This is a genomic window from Pseudoduganella sp. RAF53_2, assembly GCF_052113985.1.
Lineage (GTDB): Bacteria > Pseudomonadota > Gammaproteobacteria > Burkholderiales > Burkholderiaceae_D > Rugamonas.
The window spans coordinates 1-1,518 of the sequence record NZ_JBFRDW010000954.1 but is presented as its reverse complement, the minus strand read 5'-3'; the positions used below and the strand labels follow the sequence as shown (position 1 = coordinate 1,518).

Here is a 1,518-nt window from a genome sequence, read left to right as displayed (position 1 = left end):
TCGGTGCGCAGCATACCATGCGAGCGGTCCACCTTCTCGATTACATTGGCCGGATCGATGGCGGCGAAGTAGCTGGGCCAGCCGCAGCCCGAGTCGAATTTGGTGTCGGAGGCGAACAGCGGCGTATCGCAGCAGACACAGTGATAGATGCCGGGTTCGTGGTGATCCCAGTATTTGCCGGTGAAAGCACGTTCGGTGGCCGCGTGGCGGGTCACCTGGTATTGCATGGAATCGAGCTGGGCGCGCCATTCGGCGTCCGATTTGATCAGTTTTTCGGTCATGACGGTCTTTCAGGAGGAGCAGCTTACTTCCAGATGGCTGGCCCAGTCTGGCGGCAAGGCTGCGTAATGTTCATTTTCTGGCTGTTCGTCGAACGGCCGCTCCAAAACTGACAAAAGGCGTGCGATTTCCGAGAAATCCTTATTTTGCGCCTTTTCGATGGCTACCTGAGCTAAATAGTTTCGCAGCACGTATTTGGGGTTTACCGCATCCATTGCAAGCTTGCGCTCGGCGTCGTCGCTGCTTTCCGCCTGCAGGCGGTTGCGATACTCGTTGGCCCAGGCGTCGAAAGCGCCGCGGTCGATGAACAGGTCGCGAAGCGGCTCGTCACCGGCGGTGGAATCGGACTTCAGGCCGCTCAGGCGGCGGAAGAAATTGGTGAAGTCGACATGGCTCGACTGCATGATGCCGAACAGTCCATCCAGCAGTTCGCGGTCGCCTTCGTGGAAGGACTTCAGGCCCAGCTTGGCGTGCAGCAGCTTGTCGATGGCGACGGCGAATTCCGGCTGGTAAACATCCAGCGCAGCCTGCGCCTGTTCAACCTCGCCAATCAGCGGCAACAGGGCCTGGCCGAGGGCGTAGCAATTCCAGTGGCCGATCTGCGGCTGGTTGGCGTAGGAGTAGCGGCCGTGCTCATCCGTGTGGTTGCAGATGTGCTGAGCATCGAAAGCTTCCATGAAGCCGAAGGGGCCGTAGTCGAGAGTCTGGCCGAGAATGGACATATTGTCGGTGTTCATCACGCCATGCATGAAGCCGACCGCCTGCCACTGCGCGATCATGCGCGCGGTGCGGCGCGTGACTTCTTCCAGGAATGCGGCGTAAGGATTGGCCTGTTCGCGCAACTCGGGATAGAAGCGGTCGATGACGTAATCGGCCAGCTGTTTCAGTTCGTCCTTCTTGTTGCGGTAGAACCAGTGCTCAAAGGAGCCGAAACGCACGAAGGTCGGCGCCATGCGGATCACCACGGCGGAAGTTTCAATCGTTTCGCGCACCACGCCCTGGTCGGAACCGGCGACCGATAACGCACGCGTGGTCGGGATGCCCAGCGCTTGCATGGCTTCCGAGCAGAGGAATTCGCGGATCGAGGAACGCAGCACGGCACGGCCGTCGCCCATGCGCGAGTACGGCGTAAGGCCCGCGCCTTTCAGTTGCAGCTCCATCGGCCCCTGCGCGGTGGCGACGTCGCCCAGCAGGATGGCGCGGCCGTCGCCCAGCTGGCCTGCCCACACACCGAACTGG

2 protein-coding genes are annotated in these 1,518 nt (G+C 60.9%); both read right to left on the bottom strand.

What is annotated here, in order from left to right; translation table 11 throughout:
- A partial coding sequence (gene msrB, locus AB4Z11_RS31360) for a peptide-methionine (R)-S-oxide reductase MsrB (protein WP_442030035.1) occupies window positions 1–281 on the bottom strand: 281 nt, incomplete at its 3' end.
- A 9-nt stretch (window positions 282–290) separates the two neighbouring features.
- A partial coding sequence (locus tag AB4Z11_RS31355; protein WP_442030034.1) for a protein adenylyltransferase SelO occupies window positions 291–1,518 on the bottom strand: 1,228 nt, incomplete at its 5' end.